The sequence below is a fragment of the Nocardia sp. NPDC050435 genome (genome assembly GCF_040655395.1).
Classification (GTDB): domain Bacteria; phylum Actinomycetota; class Actinomycetes; order Mycobacteriales; family Mycobacteriaceae; genus Nocardia.
Genome location: NZ_JBFAJW010000012.1, coordinates 59,343 through 78,148, shown reverse-complemented (window position 1 = coordinate 78,148; position 18,806 = coordinate 59,343). Strand labels below are relative to the sequence as shown.

General features: G+C 69.7%; 22 protein-coding genes. 8 read left to right on the top strand and 14 right to left on the bottom strand.

Going from position 1 to position 18,806, the window contains the following annotated elements; translation table 11 throughout:
• From AB0I43_RS31950 to AB0I43_RS31935, 4 genes are all read right to left on the bottom strand, one after another.
• A complete protein-coding gene (locus AB0I43_RS31950; RefSeq protein ID WP_356976326.1) occupies positions 1-762 on the bottom strand; it encodes an SDR family oxidoreductase in 762 nt (253 codons plus the stop codon).
• A gap of 70 nt (positions 763-832) precedes the next feature.
• Positions 833-1,216 (bottom strand): hypothetical protein, encoded by a 384-nt coding sequence (locus tag AB0I43_RS31945; RefSeq protein ID WP_357433168.1) that lies wholly within the window; start codon positions 1,214-1,216, stop codon positions 833-835.
• A gap of 163 nt (positions 1,217-1,379) precedes the next feature.
• Positions 1,380-2,312 carry a prolyl aminopeptidase gene (gene pip / locus AB0I43_RS31940; protein WP_356976322.1) on the bottom strand — a complete coding sequence of 311 codons (933 nt, stop codon included), beginning with the start codon at positions 2,310-2,312 and terminating at the stop codon, positions 1,380-1,382.
• A 183-nt stretch (positions 2,313-2,495) separates the two neighbouring features.
• Complete coding sequence (locus AB0I43_RS31935; protein ID WP_356976321.1) at positions 2,496-2,657, bottom strand: hypothetical protein; 162 nt, start codon at positions 2,655-2,657, stop codon at positions 2,496-2,498.
• 356 nt (positions 2,658-3,013) lie between these two features.
• On the opposite strand from AB0I43_RS31935, the gene AB0I43_RS31930 reads away from it, so the two are divergent.
• From AB0I43_RS31930 to AB0I43_RS31915, 4 genes are read left to right on the top strand one after another with little or no spacing between them, the layout of a single operon-like run.
• Positions 3,014-3,670: a TetR/AcrR family transcriptional regulator gene (locus tag AB0I43_RS31930; protein WP_356976320.1), complete on the top strand. Its 657-nt coding sequence runs from the start codon at positions 3,014-3,016 to the stop codon at positions 3,668-3,670.
• A 14-nt stretch (positions 3,671-3,684) separates the two neighbouring features.
• The gene (locus tag AB0I43_RS31925; RefSeq protein WP_356976319.1) at positions 3,685-6,234 is read left to right on the top strand and encodes a PEP/pyruvate-binding domain-containing protein; all 2,550 of its coding nucleotides are present in this window, start codon (positions 3,685-3,687) and stop codon (positions 6,232-6,234) included.
• Positions 6,224-7,030, top strand: a complete 807-nt coding sequence (locus AB0I43_RS31920; RefSeq protein ID WP_356976318.1) for an alpha/beta hydrolase — start codon at positions 6,224-6,226, stop codon at positions 7,028-7,030. Before AB0I43_RS31925 ends, AB0I43_RS31920 begins: the two co-directional genes overlap by 11 nt.
• A gap of 53 nt (positions 7,031-7,083) precedes the next feature.
• Positions 7,084-7,410 (top strand): DUF2087 domain-containing protein, encoded by a 327-nt coding sequence (locus tag AB0I43_RS31915; protein WP_356976317.1) that lies wholly within the window; start codon positions 7,084-7,086, stop codon positions 7,408-7,410.
• Between the two features lie 7 nt (positions 7,411-7,417).
• Here the strand turns inward: AB0I43_RS31915 and AB0I43_RS31910 are convergent, their stop codons facing one another.
• Positions 7,418-7,636, bottom strand: a complete 219-nt coding sequence (locus tag AB0I43_RS31910) for a hypothetical protein (RefSeq protein ID WP_356976316.1) — start codon at positions 7,634-7,636, stop codon at positions 7,418-7,420.
• A gap of 38 nt (positions 7,637-7,674) precedes the next feature.
• Entirely contained in the window at positions 7,675-7,848 is a 174-nt protein-coding gene (locus AB0I43_RS31905) for a hypothetical protein (protein ID WP_356976315.1), read from the bottom strand.
• A gap of 193 nt (positions 7,849-8,041) precedes the next feature.
• Here AB0I43_RS31905 and entS point away from each other — a divergent pair, with 193 nt between their 5' ends.
• Entirely contained in the window at positions 8,042-9,286 is a 1,245-nt protein-coding gene (gene entS / locus AB0I43_RS31900; RefSeq protein WP_356976314.1) for an enterobactin transporter EntS, read from the top strand.
• On the opposite strand, the gene AB0I43_RS31895 is transcribed toward entS, so the two are convergent.
• Genes AB0I43_RS31895 through AB0I43_RS31880 form a run of 4 tightly spaced genes read right to left on the bottom strand, consistent with a single transcriptional unit; the run spans position 9,287 to position 13,198 of the window.
• The gene (locus AB0I43_RS31895) at positions 9,287-10,264 is read right to left on the bottom strand and encodes an ABC transporter substrate-binding protein (protein WP_356976313.1); all 978 of its coding nucleotides are present in this window, start codon (positions 10,262-10,264) and stop codon (positions 9,287-9,289) included. It abuts the gene before it with no gap.
• Positions 10,265-10,293: 29 nt separating this feature from the next.
• Positions 10,294-11,118 (bottom strand): ABC transporter ATP-binding protein, encoded by an 825-nt coding sequence (locus AB0I43_RS31890; RefSeq protein ID WP_356976312.1) that lies wholly within the window; start codon positions 11,116-11,118, stop codon positions 10,294-10,296.
• The gene (locus tag AB0I43_RS31885; protein ID WP_356976311.1) at positions 11,115-12,185 is read right to left on the bottom strand and encodes an iron chelate uptake ABC transporter family permease subunit; all 1,071 of its coding nucleotides are present in this window, start codon (positions 12,183-12,185) and stop codon (positions 11,115-11,117) included. The genes AB0I43_RS31890 and AB0I43_RS31885 overlap by 4 nt, the downstream gene beginning before the upstream one ends.
• Entirely contained in the window at positions 12,179-13,198 is a 1,020-nt protein-coding gene (locus AB0I43_RS31880; RefSeq protein WP_356976310.1) for an iron chelate uptake ABC transporter family permease subunit, read from the bottom strand. Before AB0I43_RS31880 ends, AB0I43_RS31885 begins: the two co-directional genes overlap by 7 nt.
• A gap of 448 nt (positions 13,199-13,646) precedes the next feature.
• On the opposite strand from AB0I43_RS31880, the gene AB0I43_RS31875 reads away from it, so the two are divergent.
• Positions 13,647-14,138, top strand: coding sequence for an HAD domain-containing protein (locus AB0I43_RS31875; protein WP_356976309.1), 492 nt, complete (start codon positions 13,647-13,649; stop codon positions 14,136-14,138).
• A complete protein-coding gene (locus AB0I43_RS31870; RefSeq protein ID WP_356976308.1) occupies positions 14,138-14,374 on the top strand; it encodes a hypothetical protein in 237 nt (78 codons plus the stop codon). The genes AB0I43_RS31875 and AB0I43_RS31870 overlap by 1 nt, the downstream gene beginning before the upstream one ends.
• Before the next feature lie 26 nt (positions 14,375-14,400).
• On the opposite strand, the gene AB0I43_RS31865 is transcribed toward AB0I43_RS31870, so the two are convergent.
• From AB0I43_RS31865 to AB0I43_RS31850, 4 genes are all read right to left on the bottom strand, one after another.
• Complete coding sequence (locus tag AB0I43_RS31865; protein ID WP_356976307.1) at positions 14,401-14,964, bottom strand: TetR family transcriptional regulator; 564 nt, start codon at positions 14,962-14,964, stop codon at positions 14,401-14,403.
• Positions 14,948-16,474 carry an MFS transporter gene (locus AB0I43_RS31860; protein ID WP_356976306.1) on the bottom strand — a complete coding sequence of 509 codons (1,527 nt, stop codon included), beginning with the start codon at positions 16,472-16,474 and terminating at the stop codon, positions 14,948-14,950. Before AB0I43_RS31860 ends, AB0I43_RS31865 begins: the two co-directional genes overlap by 17 nt.
• An 83-nt stretch (positions 16,475-16,557) precedes the next feature.
• The gene (locus AB0I43_RS31855; RefSeq protein ID WP_356976305.1) at positions 16,558-16,890 is read right to left on the bottom strand and encodes a rhodanese-like domain-containing protein; all 333 of its coding nucleotides are present in this window, start codon (positions 16,888-16,890) and stop codon (positions 16,558-16,560) included.
• 32 nt (positions 16,891-16,922) lie between these two features.
• Positions 16,923-17,288: a VOC family protein gene (locus AB0I43_RS31850; RefSeq protein WP_356976304.1), complete on the bottom strand. Its 366-nt coding sequence runs from the start codon at positions 17,286-17,288 to the stop codon at positions 16,923-16,925.
• Positions 17,289-17,402: 114 nt separating this feature from the next.
• Here AB0I43_RS31850 and AB0I43_RS31845 point away from each other — a divergent pair, with 114 nt between their 5' ends.
• The gene (locus tag AB0I43_RS31845) at positions 17,403-18,776 is read left to right on the top strand and encodes an MFS transporter (RefSeq protein WP_357433167.1); all 1,374 of its coding nucleotides are present in this window, start codon (positions 17,403-17,405) and stop codon (positions 18,774-18,776) included.
• Positions 18,777-18,806 lie beyond the last annotated feature (30 nt).

Here is an 18,806-nt window from a genome sequence, read left to right as displayed (position 1 = left end):
CTACCACGGAACCGGGCCGTCCTCGGCGAAGAATCCGCCGGTGGGCCCGTCCGCGCCGAGGGTGGCCATGCGCACCAGAATCGCGGCTCCTTGCTCGACGGTGAGGAAACCCGTGTGGTTGTTGCTGTCGGTGTCGACGTAGCCGGGCGCGACGGCGTTGACCAGGAAACCGTCCTTGCGTAGCTCGTTGGCGTAGTTGACGGTCAGCGAGAGCAGCGCCGACTTCGACGGCGAGTACGCCGCGGACGGCAGCAGCGCCGCGAACGGGCCGTCGGGGTCGCTGAACAGGGTGAGCGAACCGGCGTGGCTCGCGACATTCACGATGCGCGGGGCCGGTGACCGGCGCAACAATCCCAGCATCGCGTTGGTGACCGCGATCACGCCGAAGACGTTGGTCTCGAACACTTTTCGAACCATGTCCAGCTCGACGGTGCTGGGAATCTGATCGACGGCGTCGGCCGGGTCGACCTGGCCGGAACCACTGATCCCCGCGTTGTTGATCAGGATGTCGAGGTAGCCGAAGCGATCTTCGATCGACCGCGCCGCCGCCCGAATACCGGCCGCGTCGGTGACTTCCAGGGTGAGCGCGTGCGCCGTACCGCCGGTCGCCCGGATCGCCGCGGCAGCCCGCTCCCCGCGTTCCGGATCGCGAGAGCCGACCAGCACCGTCGTTCCCCGCGCGGCGAGCTGGTGGGCCGCCGCCTGACCGATCCCTTTGTTCGCTCCGGTGACCAGTGCGATCGTGGGCTGTGAAGTAGTCATGGTGTCCTCGCTTGTGTCGTCTGTCGAACGAACAAGAGATGCCGAGGACCGGCGGGCTGTGACAGCCGAGCTACGTGGCCTGTGTCACACTGCGACGACTATCGGTCAGACACAGAATCGCGAACAGCGGAAAGACCACGAGAATCGTCGAGAAGACGAGGTTGGCCGGTGGTGAGTAGTAGAACGCGTCGATCGGAATCGCCGCGAGTATGCCCGCGAACAACTGCCCGAAAACGACCAGCCACGCTCCGGTCAGCAGCGGATACCGCCCGACTTCGTTGCCCCCCAACAGGATCACCGCGCCGTAGCCCAGCAGCCCGGCGATCAGCAGGAAGGCGAAGCACGAGAACAGCATCAGGTCGTCGGCGTCGACGACGAATCCGCCGGCCGACAGGTATTCCTTGTTCTGCCACTTGCCTTCTTGCGACTGAATCCATGCGCCGAGGGCCTGCATAGCCCACACCAAGCAGCCCCCGAGCGCCAACCATCCCGCGATCCGATGCCGCGTCGGCCGATTCCGGGACCAGCCCTGTCGCACTCGCGCCGACGTCGACTCACCCATGCCCATCCCCCGTTTCGCGCGATCACCGACTCTAGCCGATCGCACCGACACCGGGTTACGCGAAGTCGGCGATAGCCCGGGCGACGGCCTCGCCCATGGCGGGGCTTCCGGTGTGGCCCGAGTCCTCGATGACGTGCAGGCGGGCTTCCGGCCACGCTTTCGCGAGTTCCCACGCGGTATCCAGGGGCGCGCTCAGATCCAGGCGGCCGTGGATCAGGTGGCCTCGAATTCCGTTCAGCCGTCCGGCTTCACGCAGCAGCACACCTTCGTCGAGCCATGCCCCGCGCGCGAAATAGTGCGTGCAGATTCGAACGAAGGCGAGCATGGCGGTATCCGGTTTGGCGCTGTATTGCCCTGGGCTGCCCAGGGTTTCGTGGGCGATCACGGCGTCTTCCCAGCGGCACCATTCGGTCGCCGCGGTGTGGCGCACCGCGGGATCTTCGAGGAGCTGACGATAGTTTTCGACCAGGTCGCCGCCACCTGGGGCCGCGGCGGCGAATCGCTCCCATTCGGCCGGGAGGAGCCGCGCCAGTCCCCGGTAGAGCCAATCGATCTCGTGACGGCGGGTGGTGGTGACGCCGACCAGCACGATCCCGGTGACTCGCGCCGGATGCCGCTGGGCGTAGGCGAGGATGAGGGTCGAACCCCACGACCCGCCGTACAGCAGCCACCGGTCGATGCCGAGGTGGGTGCGCAGTCGCTCCATGTCGGCCATCAGGTGGCCGGTGGTGTTCACCGCCATGTCGGTGCGCGGATCGGCGGCGCTCGGGACACTGCGCCCGCAACCGCGCTGATCGAACTGCACGATCCGGAAGATGCTCGGATCGAACGCTTTTCGTGCCCGCGCGCTACTTCCACTGCCCGGTCCGCCGTGGACGACGAGCACCGGCCGGCCGGTCGGGTTGCCGCTGACGCACCAGTACACCTGATTGCCGTCGCCGACGTCGAGCAGCCCCTCGGTGAACGGATCGATCGCTGGAAATTCCACTGTCCGAGGCTAGCCGGACCAGTCGCCGGACGCGCGGCGCTGGTCGCTGTCGGTGACCGCTGGGCCTATCGGCCGGTCCGCGACGCCACAGCCACTGGCCGGCCTACTGCTCGCCGACCGAGATCGTGGGTGCGCTGAGGTTCGCGAAACCCTGATCGATATGCTCGAGCATACCTTCGAGCGTTAGAAAGTGATCCAGCCGGTGTAATAGCCGCCCTCGCAGATCGCGCCCCGCACCACGCCGCCGCCCTCGATGCACTGCTGCGGCGTGATCGCGGTGTGATCACCCTCGAACTGCGCTCCGGCCACTCCACCTGCCACCGCCGTGAACAGCGCCACACTCATTGCCCCGGTAGCGATTCTCGTTCTGATCCCCATTGTCGTCCCCTTCGTCGACCGAAGCGTGGCAGCCCCAACACTTCTCGATCGATGCTACAGAATAATTCTGGAACCGCACCCGTATGGCACTGACTTGATATGAGCAGCACCTACCGCCCGGCGGGCGAACCGATCGACGTCTGCCATCACAGCGTCGCGTGTATCCCTCCGCAGCCGTCGAATCGTTTGTCACTCTGAACCATTGCGGCCCCACGCAGTCGAGGTCCGATTCGCCTACGGCCAGGACCACCGTTGACGCCGTCCTCCCGGCGGCGTACGTTCGGTTTTGACAAGTTGTCGAAATTCGTCAAGAGGTCAAGAACGTGGTTGTCAACGAGATCGAACGGGAGCAGGCGATCCTCGATGCGGCGGTCGAACTGCTGCTGCGGGGCGGGTACCAGAAACTGACGATGGGCGATGTCGCGGAGGCGGTTTCGCTGCACCGAGGGCTGGTGTATCTGTGCTTCAAGTCGAAGGACGAGCTCGTCGAGGCGGCGGGGCGGCGCGAGCTGGAGCGCTATGCCGAGCGGTGGTCGGCGGCCCTGGCCGCGGACCCGGGCGGCGGCACGGTGGCCAGTATCTATCGGGCGATGGTGCGGGCGCTGCGGGCGCTGCCGTTGGCCGCGGCCATCGTCGCGCGCGACGAGGCGGTGTTCGGCAAGTATCTGCGCAAGCCGGGCACCCTGTTCGATCGGCTCGACGACGTCGGCACCGCGGGCTTTCTCGCGGGCATGCAGGAGGCCGGAGCGATGCGCGCCGATATCGACGCCACCGCGGTGGCGTTCCTGCTCGACGCGCTGACACCGGCACTGCGCCAGACGTTTTCGAGCACCAGCGGGCCCAGCACCGACACCGTGGTCGACACGCTCGCCGATCTGCTCGACCTCGGATTGACCCCACCCGGCGGCCCCGATCTGGCGGCAGGCAAGTCCTACCTGCTGGACGCGCTGACGCGAACCCGGGCCGCCTTTTCCGCCTGATTCTGGGAGATGCTGTGAATACCGTTGCTACTCAACCGGATACCTACACGCTAGACCTGGCCGACGCCCGCGCGACATTGGAGCTCGCGGGCGGCAAAGGGAGTTCGCTGGCCCGCATGGCCGCGGCCGAGTTGCCCGTGCCGCCGGGATTCCACGTGACCACCACCGCCTACCGCCGATACGTCGCGGCCGACGGGCTGCACGATCGCATCCTCGAGGTGGCGGCCCGGGTCTCGGCCGACCAGCCGGAAACCTGGCGCACGGCCGCCACCGAGATCGCCGCACTGCTTGCCGCACAACCGATTCCGGCCCCGATCGAGCAGGCGATCCGGGACGCCTACGCCGAACTCGGCGAGGTGGCGGTCGCGGTCCGCTCCTCGGCCACCGCCGAGGACCTGCCGGACCTGTCGTTCGCGGGCCAGCAGGAGACCTATCTCGACATCACCGGCGCGGACGAGGTGGTGGCCGCGGTCACCCGGTGCTGGGCCTCGCTGTGGACCGACCGCGCGATCGGATACCGTGTCCGCCAGGCGATTTCCGCCGACGAGGTGGCGCTGGCGGTCGTCGTGCAGGAACTCGTGCCCGCCGCTGCGGCCGGGGTGGCGTTCACGGCGAATCCGCTCACCGGGGCGCGCGACGAGGTGCTGATCAATGCCGCGTGGGGGTTGGGCGAGGCCATCGTCAGCGGTCAGGTCACCCCGGACACCGTCGTCATCGGCAAGCGGGACGGGGCGGTCCGGCAGCGGCAGATCAGCGACAAGCAGTCGATGACCGTGCGCACCGCGCAGGGCACCCGCGAGGCGGCGGTGCCGCCGGAACAGCGCCGCCGGCCGGCGCTGGACGAGGCGACCGAAGCCGAACTCACCCGGCTCGCGGTGCGGATCGAGGAGTTCTACGGACAGCCCATGGACATCGAATGGGCCGAGCACGATCGACAGCTTTTCGTTCTGCAGGCCCGCCCCATCACGGCACTCCCGGAGCCCGAACCACGCTGGGAGCTGCCCGATCCGCACGGAAAATACATCCGCGGCAGCGTGATGGAGTTACTGCCCGAACCGCTGTCGCCGCTGTTCGCCACCGTGGGCATCCCGGCCTGGGAGCGGGCGACGCTGGCGCACTATCGCGCGATCCACCTGCCCTACTTCCGGGAACCACTGGCGATCATCAACGGTTACGGCTACTACAACGTCGACTACCGCGGCAGCCTGCTGATCCGAATGGCGTTGGCGCAGCCCAGGTTTCTGAGCCGGACGCTGCCAGAACTGCTCCGCACCGCGCCGGAGCGCTGGCGCACGGCACGCGACCGGTACCGGGCGGTGGCCGATCGGTGGACCTCGGTCGAGCAGCCCGCCGAACGGCTGCTGGACGGCATCGGCGAGATCACCGACGAGGCGGCCCGGTACTACCTCACCATCCAGGGCAGCGCGCTGCCCGCCGCCTACCTCAGCGAATCACTGTTCACGAAGGCGTATCGGCTGGTGCGAGGCGCCGACGATCCGCCCGCGGCGACCTTCCTGCTCGGCTTCGACAGCAAGCCGATCCGCGGCGAACAAGCGCTCTTCGATCTGGCCCGGTGGGTGCGGGAGCAGCCGGGTCTGGCCGAGTTGATCAGCATGTCGGCCACCGAATCGGACAACCCGGCGTGGCCGGAATTCCGCGAACGCTTCCAGCGGCACCTGGCCGAGTTCGGCGACATGATCTACGACCTCGATTTCGCCAAGCCGCTGCCGGCCGACGATCCGGCCGGGCAGCTGCGCGTCCTGAGCTTCTTCCTAACGGGGGACGCACCGGATCCCCATGCGCGCCAGCGCACCGCCGTCCAAGCCCGCACCGCGGCGATGCGGCGGCTGGCGGCCAAGGGCCTCGCGGGCCGCCCGGCGTCGTGGCTGCTCGGGTGGGCCCAGTCGGCGGCTCCGTTGCGCGAGGACGCGCTGGCGGAGGTGGGTGCGGGCTGGCCCGCAGTGCAGCGGCTGGCCGGTGAACTCGGGCGGCGGCTGGTCGCGGCGGGGGCGATCGCCGAGCCCGACGATGTCTACTGGCTGCCCCTGCCGGAGTTGCGGGCGGCGGCGCGCGAGCTGGACGCCGGGTCCGCGGTGGCCGACGCACGCTCCGCGATCGCCGAGCGGCGCGCGACGTGGCGGGCGCAACGCACGCAGTCCGCGCCGCATGTCCTGCCGGTGGCCACAAGCGGGAAGATCCTGGGCATCGATTTCGGCTCGGGCGAGTCGGCCGAGCACGCGGACACCGTCGCGGGCACCCCCGGCAGTCCCGGGCGGGCCACGGGACCGGCCCGAATCATCAACGGCCCCGGCGAGTTCGATCAGATGCGCCCCGGCGACGTGCTGGTCGCCAAGATGACCACCCCGGCCTGGACGCCCCTGTTCGCTCTCGCCTCGGCCATCGTGACCGATGTCGGCGGCGCGCTCAGTCACAGCTCGATCGTGGCACGTGAGTACCACATTCCGGCGGTGCTCGGCACCGGCGACGCGACCGGCCGCCTTCGGACGGGTCAGCGGGTCACCGTCGACGGCGATTCCGGGAAGGTGACCGTCGATGAGCATTGAGCGTGCCGACATGGTTCCGTTGTGGCCGGAGCAAGATGCGCTCTCCAGCACCGGGCAGGAGACGGTGCTGCCGGAGGTAGCGGGGCATCGGAACCTGCGGGTGATCCGCAATGTCACCCGGCCCGTGTGCGTGGTGCACCCCGCGGCGCCCGGGCGGGCTACCGGATCCGGGGTGATCGTCTGTCCGGGTGGCAGTTTCGTCACGCTCACCGAGACCGCTACCGACGTGGCGAGAAAGCTTGCCGCCCAGGGCATCACCGCCTTCGTCCTGCGCTACCGCCTGCTGCCGTCCGCACCCTCGGACGCCGACTTCCAGCGGCGGTGGGGCGAGCTCTCGATGGACGAGATCCGGGCGCACTCCCGCGTCGCCCTCCGAGACGCCCAGCAAGCGGTCCGGGTGGTGCGGGGCCGGGCCGCGGACTGGGGCGTCGACCCGCAGCGCGTCGGCATGCTCGGCTTCTCGGCCGGTGGGCTGCTGACCGTTGGTGCGGCGACCGATCCCGACCCGGCCGCGCGGCCCGACTTCGCCGCGCCGATCTATCCGCCGATCTGGCACGAGTACCGGGTGCCGCCCGCGGCTCCGCCGCTGTTCCTCTGCCTGGCCGCCGACGATCCGGGCGAGAACGTCCTCGCGGGCAATCTCGCGCTGCACCGCGACTGGCTGGCTGCCGGGCGATCGGTGGAGTTGCACCTCTACGACCGGGGCGGGCACGGTTTCGCCGAGGGCGAGCGGGGGCTGCCCTGCGATTTCTGGCTCGACCGCTACCTCGATTGGCAACGCGCCCAGGGGTACTGAAGCTCCGCGAAATCCCGTTGCGCGGGCGGGCGGGGTGCCACGACACTGACGGCATGAGTGAGAAGGCGATGGTTGGCGAGCGCATCGACGGCGGCAGCGGCAGCGGCGACCCGGATATCGACCGGTTGTTTCGCGATGGCCGGCTGGTGGCGATGCCCTCGTTGAAGACGCGTCGCCGCCCGGTACGGGAAATGCTGCTCAGCTTTATCGCCCGCACGCGTTTCGAGCCGAATGTCTTCTATACCGAGCAGCAGGTCAACGAACGCCTCGCGGCGATCTTCGACGATTACGCCGCGCTGCGCCGCTACCTGGTCGTCGGCGGACGACTCGACCGCACCCGCGACGGCTCCCGCTACTGGTTGCCCGGCGCCGAGCAGTGACGGCGGGTCAGCGGCGGCAAACTTTCTCGTAAATCAGATTGCACCCGACGAGCAGCGCCGCGAACACCGCGCTCTGCGCCACCAGCCACGCCCAGTCCCCGCCGTCGGCGGGGCGCTGGGCCAGCAGCATCAAAATGAAATAGGCGACCCCGCAGAGGATCAGGGGCACGAAGACTTGTATTGCCCACACGATCACCGCGGCCAGTCGGTTGTCGGAAGCGGCCACGCCCGAAACCTCCCCCTGTACGAACTTCACCACCGATTCTACGAGCTCGTGAACAACTCCAGCTCGTCGACGGTGAAGTAATTCTGCGTCGCTCCCCCGATTCGGACGAGGTACTTGCCGGTGCCGCTGTCGAGATAGACGACGGTGCCGACATTTCCGGTCATCGTCGAGCCGACGACGCGTACGGTATCGCCGATCTTGAAGTCCGCCATAGCCGGAATGGTATCGACGGACGTGGAGGAAACGACGCCACGACACGTGCACGCCAGTCGCCGCATTCTTGCACCGCGTGCCGTATTGCCGTTGATGCAGGCCCGACCGTAGGACCGATCACGACGGGTTCGTAGGCTTTGCGAATCAGCGGCCTTTTCCGGGTGCGTTGCCACGACGAGAGGAGCCGCACGCATGGCCCGGGAGCGCCGGATCGCTATCGACCTGGATCCGCTGCGCACCAGTCCCGCCTTCGCGACCCTGTTCGCGGCCCGCACGATCTCGGTGTTCGGCATCGGGTTCCTGGTGGTCGCGCTGCCGATCCAGGTGTATCGGCTCACCGGCGCCACCGCCATGGTCGCGACCGTGGCCACCCTCATCGGGGTCTCGGCGTTCGCGGGCACGCTGATCGGCGGCCCGATGGCCGACCGATACGACCGGCGCGCGGTGATCGTGGGCTCGCGCGCCGCCGCCACGCTCGGATTCGCGCTGCTGGCGGTGAACGCGATGCTGCCCGAACCGCGGCTGTGGATCATCCTGGTCTGCGCGGTGGTGGACGGGTTGACCGGCGGCATCTCGGAGACAGCGCTGGTCGCGGCGGTGCCGGGGTTAGTCCCGCCGGACAAGCTGGCGGCCGGTGCGGCCCTGATGGCCTTGACCGCCGACCTCGGCCACATGGTGGCGCCCGCGCTGGCGGGTCTGCTCATCGCCTGGCTCGGCGTCGCCGCCAACTTCTGGCTGGCGGCCGCGGCGGGCGTGGTCACCACCGTGCTCATCGCCCGCCTCGGACCGATGAACGCCGAGCGAGATGGCGGCGACAGTCCGGTGCGGGCCGTGCTGGCCGGGTTGCGGTTCGTCGCCGGGCATCGGGTGGTGGGGGCGACGCTGCTGGTCGGCTGCGTGACGATGCTGCTGTCCGGGTGGAACGTGCTGATTCCCGGCTATGTGAGCGAGGTGCTGCACGGCGGGGAAACCACGGTGGGGCTGCTGTTCGCGGCGCCGGCGGCCGGCGCGGTGCTCGGTTCGCTGACCTCGGGCTGGACCGGATCGATGCGGCGCGGCGGCCAGGTCGTCTTCGCGGCCACCCTCCTGTCGGCGGCGGGGATCGCGGGTGCCGGGCTGGTGGCGGCCACGGCCGTGGTCTTCGCGGGCCTGCTCGCGCACGGCGCCGGGCGGGTGGTGAGCGATATCGCCCGGTTCGCGGTCGTGCAGGCCGAGACCCCTGACGAGTTCCGCGGCCGGGTGTCGGGTCTGTGGACCGCGCAGCTGACCATCGCGCTGTCGCTGGGCGCGGTCGTGGCGGGTGTGGTGTCGTCTACGTTTCCCGCCCGCGCCGTGTTCCTCGTCTACGGCGCGGGCGGGTGCGTGCTGATCCTCGTGCTGTGGGGTGTGCTCGCCGGACTGCGCGCCTTCGACAGCCGCGAATCCGTGCCGCGGTGATTACCGGGCGGCGGCGGCCAGCTGCGGGGTGATCCGCTCCAGCGCGACCCGCAGCGATTTCGGAGTGCCCGCCGCCAGGGCCTGCACAGCGGGATCGTCGTCGGGCAGCCGCACGGCGTGACCGTCGCGGACCACGGCCAGCGAATTGATCAGGCTGTCGTTCTCGAGATCGGCGAACGGCAGTCCGATGGTGGTGAAGACGGCGACCTGGGCGTCCAGGTCACCCACCCGCTCCACCGGTACCTGGGCGAAGAAGCCCGAGCTCTGCAACCGGGTGACCGGCGGATTCGGCACAAAACCGAGATCGGCGAAGAAGTCGAAGCGGGCGTCCCCGGCCAGGTAGGCGCCGTAGGCGGTGCCGTATTTGGCGGCATAGACGAACGTCTTGCCCGCGAATTCCGGATGCGCGGCCGCGACCGACCGCTGCGCGCCGGTGGTCTCGGCGATGATCTTGTCCGCTTCCGCGCGCTTGCCCAGCGCGGCGCCGATGAGCTTCGCCTGGGTCTGCCAGTCGACCGCGAAATCGCCCGTTCCCGCCGGCGCGGTGACTACCGGGGCGATCTTGCGCAGGTTGTCGGTGACGCCGCTGTCGGCCTTCGCCCGCACGTTCAGGATCAGATCCGGCTCGAGCTCCTGGATCTGCTGCATGTTGAAGTCACCGGCGCTCTGCGCGGACAGCAGTTCGGGGGTGCTGTCGCCGAAAGCCGCCGCGTCCCATTCGCCGACGCCTTTGGTGGCCGCGCCGAAGCTCATCCAGTCGTAGACGGCCACCGGCAGCACGCCCAGTTCCGCGGCCACCGCGCCGTCGGACCAGCCCAGCGCCACCACGCGCGGATTCTCCGGCAGCGAATAGCCGGGCGTGCCGGCCGGATCCGCGAACACCTCGTGCACGGTGTCGGAGGACTTCACGCACGCGGTGGCCGCCAGCGCCACACCCGCCAAGACCGCCACGACCGCGCGGAAACGCCGTTTCGACATGCACTCTCCTTTTCGGTTGCGGGCCCTGTTCATTCGCCCTCGGTCCGGACCGCGCCGCGTGCGAGCGGCACCACCAGCGGTGTTCCGGTTTGCGGATCGTCGATCACCTGCGTGTACACCCCGAAGACCCGCTCGACCAGCTCGGCGGTGATGATCTCGCCCGGCGGGCCGACGGCGGCGATCTCGCCGTCGCGCATGGCGATGATGTGCGACGCGTAGCGGGCGGCCTGGTTCAGGTCGTGCAGCACCGCGACCAGGGTGGTGCCCCGGCGGTTCAGGTCCACGCACAGGTCGAGCACCTCGATCTGGTGACCGAGGTCGAGGTAGGTCGTCGGTTCGTCGAGCAGCAGGATCGGCGTCTCCTGAGCCAGCGCCATCGCGATCCACACCCGCTGACGCTGACCGCCGGAGAGCGCTTCGACCGGGCGCGTGGACAGCTCGGTGAGACCGGTGACCTGCAGGGCGAAGTCGACGGCGTGCTGGTCGGCGTCGGTCCACTGGCGGAACATCTTCTGGTAGGGGAAACGCCCGCGCGAGACCAAGTCGATGATCGTGATGCCCTCGGGGGCGATCGACTGCTGCGGCAGCAGCCCGACCTCCTGGGCGAATTCCTTGCCGCCGTACTCGGCCACCGCGCGCCCGTCGAGCAGCACGGCTCCGCGCGCGGGTCGCAGCAATCGCGACAGGGTGCGCAGCAGGGTCGATTTGCCGCAGGCGTTGGGGCCGACGATCACGGTGAACGATCCGTCGGGCACCACCACGTCGAGGTCGGCCAGCACGGTGCGGTCGCCGTAGCCGACCCGCAGTCCGGCGCCGGTGAGCCGGCCCGGGCCGGAGGAGAGTTCGCTGGTCACGGCCGCGCCTTTCGGGACTGAGCGAGCAGGAGGAACAGCAGATACAGCCCGCCCAGCGAGGTGGTGACCACGCCGACGGGCAGCTGGGTCTCGGGGGCGAGAATCGTGCGCGCCACCAGTTCGTTGGAGACGAGCAGGGCCGAGCCCAGCGCCGCCGAGGTGATCAGCGGGATGCCCGCGGTCGGGGTGATGCGCGCGGCCAGCTGGGGTGCGACGAGGGCGATGAAGGCGATCGGGCCCGCGATAGCCGTGGTGGCCGCGGCGAATCCGACACCGATCACCAGCAGCACCAGCTGGGTGCGTTCGGTGTCGACGCCTTTGCTCTGCGCCGAATCGGCGCCCAGCTCCAGCATGCGCATGCGCGGCGCGACCACCATCAGCGCCGGGACCAGGACCGCCAGGGTGAGGAACACCGGCACGGTGTCGGTCATCGTGAGATCGCGCAGGTTGCCCATCCCCCACGCCGCCGCCGCGCCGGCGTTCTGCACGTCGGAGGTGGCGATCAGGTAGCCGTTGAACGACAGCAGCATCGCCGAGATGCCGATGCCGACAATGATGAAGCGGTAATTGCCTGTGCCGCCGCGCATTCCGAGGAAGTAGACCACCAGGGCGGTGCCGAGGCAGCCGAGCAGGGCGCCCGCGGTGGCGCCGGCCGAGCCGAGTCCGAGCACCAGCAGTGCCAGCAGCGCGCCGGTGTTGGCGCCCGTGGTGAAACCGAGGATGTCGGGGCTGCCCAACGGGTTTCGGGTCAACGTCTGGAAGATCGCGCCGGACAGGGCCAGGCAGGCGCCGCCGAGCACCGCCGTGACCACGACCGGGAGCCAGGTGGCCACGTGATCGGCGGGTGCGCCGGCGACCTGGCCGGTGAGCACGCGCAGCACCTCGGTGAAGCCGAGCCCGGGTCGGCGGGTGGTGCTCGCGCCCATCGACCACACCGCCAGCACCGCGGTGAACAGCAGCAGCGCGACGGTGATCGCCGTCGAGACGAGGTCGACGCGCACGCTCGGGCCGGACCGGGTGATCCGCAGGAACCGGACGCGCCGGGGCCAGCGGGCCGGGGTCACCACTGCGACTCCTGTTCGCGGCGGGCCAGCCAGATCAGCACCGGGGCGCCGAGGAACGCGGTGACCATGCCCACCGGCAGTTCGCTCGCGGTGGCGGTCCGGGCGATCAGGTCGGAGCCGACCAGCACGATCGGGCCGACCACCAGGCACAGCGGAATCGTCCAGCGGTGATCCGGTCCGACGACCGCGCGCACCGCGTGCGGCACCATCAGGCCGACGAAGGTGATCGGGCCGATGGCCGCGGTCGCTGCGCCGCACAGCACCGTCACCACCGCGAACCCGAGCGCGCGGACCCGGGTCACGGGCACGCCCAGCGCGCTGGCGCGGTCGTCGCCGAGAGCGAGGGCGTTGAGGTAGGCCGTGAGCACGAGCGCGGCCGCCGCGCCGGCCAGGACCAGCGGCCAGGTGGCCGAGAGCTGCGGCCAGCCGCGCCCGTCGAGGGTGCCGATCAGCAAGCCGCGGATGGCGTCGAAGCTCTTGGGGTGAATCATGGTGAGCCCGAACGCGAGTCCGCTGAGCATGGCGGCGATCGCCACGCCGGTGAGCACGAGTTTGGCCGGGCTGGCGCCGCCGATGCCGCGCGAGCCCACGAAATACACCAGCACCGAGGCGACGAACGCGCCCCCGAGCGCCCACCAGAGATAGTCGGACCCGCCCGCACCGGCGGCGACCGAACCGAGCACCATCGCGAAGTACGCGCCGGAGTTCACACCGAGAATGCCGGGATCGGCCAGCGGGTTGCGAGTCAGCCCCTGCATCACCGCGCCCGCCACGCCGAGCGCCGCGCCGACCAGCGCGGCCAGCAAGGTGCGCGGGACCCGCTGCTCCCGGATCACGCCGAGCGTGGTGGGACTGCCCTCCCCGAACAGCGCCCGCCAGGCGTCGTGCACCGAGAAGTCGCCGCTGCCGACCACGAGACCGGCGGCCAGCAGGGCGACCAGCAGCACGGCGGCAAACGCCAGCACGACGGTCCGCGACCAGGCTGTGCGCGGCGGAGCGGTGGCGGATGGGGGCACGTTCCTGGATCCTCCATTCGAAATGCTGCCTTCGAGGGGCGGAAGGCTTGCCGCCACCGCGTGGAGGTTAGTTTAGCCTTGGGTTAGTGGGATCAGCCGACCCCGCACGGGGGTGTCCTCAGCTATCCCGCAGCACGTGGGACCCGCCGCGGTCGCACAAACTCGGACGACGATCGCTCGTGGCGTTCTCCGGCGTGGTCGGGAATAGTGCCGCAAGTCGCGGTAGCCGAGCGCGCGTTTCCGCTGCGCTTTCGAAGCCGAAACTTTCGCCCATATCTACTCGCGCGAGAGCGGCTCGCCACGACGGCAGCCCAGAAGGAGCATTCGGCACCGAGCGGATCCGAGGTTTCGAGTTCCGCAGCCGCTTCGCCGCCCGAATTCGGCCGTGCGTCCGAGCGCGGTGAGCGTAGCGATCTGGTCTCGCCCACGAACGGATACAATTCAGCGAATGTCGCGGCGTCCGTTGCTCTTTCTCGATGTGGATGGTCCGCTGATTCCGTTCGGTGGGATGGAGCCGCGGGCGGTGCGGGAGGGGCGGGGGAATCCGCTGATCGATCGGGTCGATCGTGGTGTGGGGCGGCTGCTTTCGGGGTTGGAGTGCGAGGTGGTGTGGGCGACTACCTGGGGGGAAGAGGCGAATCAGGTGCTTGCGCCGTTGCTCGGGTTGCCGGTGCTGGCGGTGGTGGAATGGCCGGAGCGGGGCGATGATCCGGTCGACGCGTGGTTCGGGTTGCATTGGAAGACGCGGGCCGTGGTGGAGTGGGCGCGAGGGCGAGGATTCATCTGGGTCGATGACGAGATCGGGGAGAACGATCGGGAGTGGGTGGGGCGGCAGCATGGCGGGGCGGCGCTGCTCTATCGGGTCGATCCGCGAATCGGGTTGCGGGGCAGCGACTTCGTCACGATGGCCGAATGGCTCGCGGAGGTGAGGGAGCGGTGATGGAGCAGCCGAGGGTGCGGGTGGCCGCGTATGTAATCCGGGATCGGGGCGGGGCGGAGCTTCTGGTTTTCGACCATGTGGGGATGCCGGAGGCCGGGACACAGGTGCCGGCCGACGGGGTGGAGGCCGGTGAGAGTCTCGCGTGCCGGTTCGAGGCACTGCCGCTCAGTACTCCCCTGGCCGATCACCAGGACGCCTGGTTGGACGCGCGCGGGGGCGCCGACCGTCGGCGATGAATCCGTCGCGCTCGCGTGAGAATCCGCTAACCCGCGGCGGGAAGGGCGTTGTCGAGGACGGCGCGGAGGTGGTCGACGTCGGCGCGGCTGTCGTCGAGAAGCAGTGCGGTGCAGAGGCCGTCGGTGAGGGCGACGAACGCCGCGATCGCGTCGGCATCGCGGGTCCGGGTGCGGGCGAGGTCGGCGACGCTGTCGCGCCAGGCGCGGGCGGCCTGCCGCAGGGCGGGCCGGCGGGCGGCGAGCGTGGAGAGTTCGCGTTCGGCGAGGGCGCGTTCGCGCCCCGGCCCGGCGGATTCGGCGATGAGTTCGGCGAGGCCCGCGATCGGGTCGGCGGTGTCCGCGATCTGCCGGATGCGCTGGGTGTATTCGTCGGTGACGCTGGTGAGCGCGGCGACCAGCAGGTCGTCGAGGGTGGCGAAATAGTAGAGGGTCAGGCTGGTGGTGATGCCCGCCTGTTTGGCCACGGTTCGATGCGTCACGCCGGCGGCGCCCTGATGGTGCACGATACTGAGGGTCGCCTCGATGATCTGGGCGCGGCGACGCTCGCCGCGCACCTTGCGACCGTCGACGGTCTCATCCACCTTCGCCACCGCTCGAGGTTACCGGCTCCTCCTGGCGGCCGTGCTCGCCGAGCGGGCGCAGGTGCCGCAGTGTCGCGAAGCAGACCAGCGCGGCCACCGCGATCGCGAGACCGGAGACGCCGGCCACCAGGTTCACCCCCGCGGTGAACGCGGAACGCGCGTTGTCGAGCGCCGTCCCCGGAAGGTGTTGCGCCGCACCGGCCGCCGAGGCGATCCCCTCGCGGTAGGACTCGCCCGCACCGGCCGGGACCTCGACCACGGCCCGATAGATCACCGTGGTGAGACTGCCCAGCAGAGCCACCCCGGCGGCAATACCCAACTCCTGCACGGTCTCCGACAACGCCGCGGCGGATCCGGACCGGGCCGGCGGCGCGGCCCCGACGACGATGTCGGTGCCGAGCGCGGCGATGACCCCCAGTCCCAGATAGACCAGGGCGAACCCGGCCACCACGCTCCACTTCGCCTCGGTGCCCGCCCCCACCAGCAGCGCGTATCCCAGTACCGAGAGCACCAGCGTCGCCGCCATCAGGACACCCGGTGACACCCGAGCGGCCACCAGGGGCGCACCGATGGCACCGACCAGCATGGCCAGGGCGGGCGGACCCATCCACAGCCCGGCCGACGTCGGCGACAAGCCGGTGACGAATTGCAGATACTGGGTGACCAGATACATCACGCCCCCGAACCCGATCAAGCCGACCAGCAGCACGGCCAGCGCGGCGGAGAACGCGCGGTTGCCGAACAACGTCATATCCAGCAGCGGCTCGGGCAAGCGCAGCTGCCGGCGCACGAAAGCCACCGCCGAAACCGCGCCCGCGAGAACGGCGATCGGCCCTTGCGCGTCCAGCCCGTGCGCGGCGACATGCTTGATCGCGTAGATGAGCGGCAGCAGCGCGGCCAGCGACAGGCCGACGCTGACGAGATCGAGGCGACCGGCGCCGGTCCGGAATTCCGGCAGCAGCACGGGCGCAGCGACCAGCACCACGAGGGTGGCGGGGACCGCGATCAAGAACACCGCGCCCCACCAGAAGCTCGCCGTCAGCACACCACCCACCACCGGCCCCAGCGCCATTCCCAGGGCGAACATGGTCGCCCACACCCCGATCGCGAGGGCACGGCGGCGCGCGTCGGTGAACATGTTGCCGATCAAGGACAGCGTCGAGGGCATGAGCGTCGCGCCGGCCACGCCCAGCAGAGCGCGCGCGATGATCAGCCACAGGGCGCTGGGAGCGAACGCGGCCAGGGCCGACGCCGCGCCGAAGGCGGTCATGCCGATCATCAGCAGTCGGCGGCGACCGATCCGGTCACCGAGCGTGCCCATGGTGATCAGGAAACCCGCGATCAGGAAGCCGTAGACGTCCATGATCCACAACGTCTGCGCCGCAGTCGGATTCAGATCCTCGGCCAGACTCGGCACGACCAGATAGAGGGCGGTGACATCGAGTCCCAGCAGAACGGTCGGCAGTGCCAGCACCCCGAGGCCCGCCCATTGCCGCCAGCTCGCGCGTTCGGTATCCACAACACTCCCTCACTAGTTGAACTATCGTACTATTTGTACCATCGTTCAATAAATGCGGCGAGCGGGAGCCGGGATCGACGGCTTCACCGATCGGTGAGCAGACCGCCCGCGGCGCGCCAGTGGATGAGGCCGCCGCTCATGTTGACGGCGTCGAAACCGTTCTCCACCAAGAGGTTCGCGGCTCCGGCGGAGCGCAGGCCGCCGGTGCAGAAGGTGATGAGAAGGCGATCGCCGGGGAAGCTCAGGCAGTCTTCGAGCAGAGTTTCCAGGGGCGCGTGGACGGCGTCGGGGATGTGGACGCGGTTCCATTCGAAGTGGCGGCGGACGTCGACGACGAGCGCGCCGTCACCGACGAGCCGGATGGCCTCGGCGGCACTGACGGAGGGCGGTCTGCGGAGATAGTGACGAATGCTCACACCTTCAGCCTAGCTGAAGGTTGTGCTCGTGCTCAGTCCAGGCAGAACTCGTTGCCCTCGATGTCCTGCATCACCAGGCACGATTCGTTCTCGTCGTCGGCGGGCAGGAGCCACAGCCGCACCGCGCCCAGGGCCGTCAGCCGAGCGCATTCGGCCTCCAGCGCGGCTTCGCGCTCGGCCCCCACCAGCCCGGTGCCGACCCGCACGTCGACGTGCACCCGGTTCTTGACCACCTTGCCTTCGGGGACGCGCTGGAAGTACAGGCGCGGGCCGACCCCGGCCGGGTCGGCACAGGCCACGCCGCGATGCTCGTAGCCGAGCACCTCGCTCCAGAAACGCGCGAGCCGTTCGGGTTCCGCGCAGTCGAAGGTGACCTGGATGGTTCGAACCGACGTCATCGCTTCACCCTAGAGCGGCGAGGCGACCGTCCGCACGCGGTTATCCGGGTGTTCCCAGTACTAGTTTTCCTGGGCTCCTGTTACCGGTGCCGCACGCGGAGCACGCTGCAATACATGACACAGACTTTGCCGACGCAGGCGCCGCCGGCCCCGGCGGTGGTGCCCGCGCTGGACCCACGCCGCACCTTCGCCATTCTCGCCGTCATTCTCACCGGACAGTTCATGGCTGTCCTCGACTCTTCGATCGTCAATGTCGCGATCCCCTCGATCCGCGGCGATCTGCACACCAGCGGTTCCGCGCTGCAACTGATCGTGGCCGGGTACGTGATCGCCTACGCCGTACTGCTGGTGACCGGCGCGCGGCTCGGCGACCGTTTCGGCCAGCGGCGCGTGTTCATCGCGGGTCTGGCGCTGTTCACCGTCGCCTCGCTGGCGTGCGGACTGGCCTGGAACGAATTGTCGCTCATCGTGTTCCGCTTCATCCAGGGTGTCGGCGCCGCGGCGATGGTGCCGCAGGTGATGACCTTGATCCAGCGCACGTTCACCGGAACGGCGCGGGCGAAGGCGCTGAGCCTGTACTCGGCGATCATCTCCGGCGGCGTGGTGGTCGGGCAGGTGCTCGGCGGGCTGATCGTCGATCTCGATCTGTTCGACAGCGGCTGGCGCGGCGTGTTCCTGGTGAACGTGCCGATCGGCGCGGCGCTGCTGGTGCTCGCGCCGCGGGTGCTGCCCGCCGGGGGCCCGCGCTTCGAGCGCAAGGTGGACGTGCCCGGCCTGGTGACGCTCACCCTGTCGGTGCTGCTGCTGGTGCTCCCGCTGGTGCTGGGCCACGAGCAGGATTGGCCGGCGTGGAGCTGGATCCTGGTGGGCGCCAGCGTGTTCGGCTTCGCCGGCTTCGTCGCGATCGAACGCTGGGTGGCCGCGCGCGGCGGCGCTCCCCTGTTCGCGCGCCGCGCCCTGCGCGCACCCGGGCTGCTGCTCACGGCCGCGACGCTGTTCGTCATCATGTCGACCTTCGGCGGCTGGATGTTCGTGATGGCGATCCATCTGCAGAGCACGCTGGGCTACAGCGCGCTGCACGCCGGGCTGCTGTTCATCCCGATGGGGCTGACCTTCGCGCTGGCGAGCCTGCGCTGGGATCGGATCCCGGCGAACCTGCACGCCGCGATGATCCCGGCCGGACTGGTGCTGGCGGCGATCGCCATGGTGGCGCTGGGCACGCTGCTGCGCGACGGTTCCGATTTCGGTCCGCTCGGCTGGATCCTGTTCGGGCTCATCGGCCTGGGCAACGGGCTGGCGTTCAGCCCGCTGATGACGCGGACGCTGGCCAAGGTGCCGCTGGAGCTGGCCGCCGACGCCAGCGGCATCCTGGTGACCAACGTCCAGCTCGGCGTCGTGGTCGGCATCGCGGCCTTCGGAACGGTGTTCCTGAGCCTGGCCGGATCGACCGCGCTGTCGGCGGCGCTGAGCGCCTGCGCGGCCCGCTGACCCCTTCCGCGCCGGGGCCTTCCGGTTTCG

Bases quoted from the DNA above. Each gene is read 5' to 3' on its own strand.
- AB0I43_RS31950 (WP_356976326.1), bottom strand. From the start codon at position 762: ATGACTACTTCACAGCCCACGATCGCACTGGTCACCGGAGCGAACAAA.
- AB0I43_RS31945 (WP_357433168.1), bottom strand. From the start codon at position 1,216: ATGCAGGCCCTCGGCGCATGGATTCAGTCGCAAGAAGGCAAGTGGCAG.
- AB0I43_RS31935 (WP_356976321.1), bottom strand. From the start codon at position 2,657: ATGAGTGTGGCGCTGTTCACGGCGGTGGCAGGTGGAGTGGCCGGAGCG.
- AB0I43_RS31920 (WP_356976318.1), top strand. From the start codon at position 6,224: ATGAGCATTGAGCGTGCCGACATGGTTCCGTTGTGGCCGGAGCAAGAT.
- AB0I43_RS31915 (WP_356976317.1), top strand. From the start codon at position 7,084: ATGAGTGAGAAGGCGATGGTTGGCGAGCGCATCGACGGCGGCAGCGGC.
- AB0I43_RS31905 (WP_356976315.1), bottom strand. From the start codon at position 7,848: ATGGCGGACTTCAAGATCGGCGATACCGTACGCGTCGTCGGCTCGACG.
- entS (WP_356976314.1), top strand. From the start codon at position 8,042: ATGGCCCGGGAGCGCCGGATCGCTATCGACCTGGATCCGCTGCGCACC.
- AB0I43_RS31895 (WP_356976313.1), bottom strand. From the start codon at position 10,264: ATGTCGAAACGGCGTTTCCGCGCGGTCGTGGCGGTCTTGGCGGGTGTG.
- AB0I43_RS31875 (WP_356976309.1), top strand. From the start codon at position 13,647: ATGTCGCGGCGTCCGTTGCTCTTTCTCGATGTGGATGGTCCGCTGATT.
- AB0I43_RS31870 (WP_356976308.1), top strand. From the start codon at position 14,138: ATGGAGCAGCCGAGGGTGCGGGTGGCCGCGTATGTAATCCGGGATCGG.
- AB0I43_RS31850 (WP_356976304.1), bottom strand. From the start codon at position 17,288: ATGACGTCGGTTCGAACCATCCAGGTCACCTTCGACTGCGCGGAACCC.
- AB0I43_RS31845 (WP_357433167.1), top strand. From the start codon at position 17,403: ATGACACAGACTTTGCCGACGCAGGCGCCGCCGGCCCCGGCGGTGGTG.